1 protein-coding gene is annotated in these 341 nt (G+C 41.6%); it reads left to right on the top strand.

The window, feature by feature from the left end; all coding sequences use genetic code 11:
* Nucleotides 1-228: tyrosine-type recombinase/integrase (locus tag M72_RS16635; protein ID WP_176694807.1), on the top strand; the 228-nt coding region annotated here is incomplete at its 5' end.
* Nucleotides 229-341 lie beyond the last annotated feature (113 nt).

The raw sequence follows: 341 nt of genomic DNA, 5'->3' as shown, positions 1-341 counted from the left end.
TGCAGAAAGGTGGCAAAAACATTAGAGGGATTTGAAGGCTTTCATTTCCACCAGTTACGTCACACCTATACAAGCAACCTTTTAGCAAATGGAGCAGCCCCAAAAGATGTGCAGGAATTGTTGGGACACTCAGATGTCAGTACCACAATGAACGTCTATGCTCACTCCACAAGAGATGCGAAACGAAAATCGGTTCGGCTTCTTGATAAAGTGGTGGGCAATGACTAAAAAATTTCCCTTATTTCCCTTGTGATTATCTCATAAGGGCAAAAATAAGGGAAACTACATATCATTTCACTAATGGACAGGCGGGAAAGCCTATAAAATGGGGAAAGTTAGAG

Origin of the sequence: Roseburia faecis, from assembly GCF_001406815.1 — a bacterium.
Classification (GTDB): domain Bacteria; phylum Bacillota; class Clostridia; order Lachnospirales; family Lachnospiraceae; genus Roseburia; species Roseburia faecis.
Note: the sequence above shows the minus strand (reverse complement) of the source record. Positions and strands in the feature narration are given on the sequence as shown.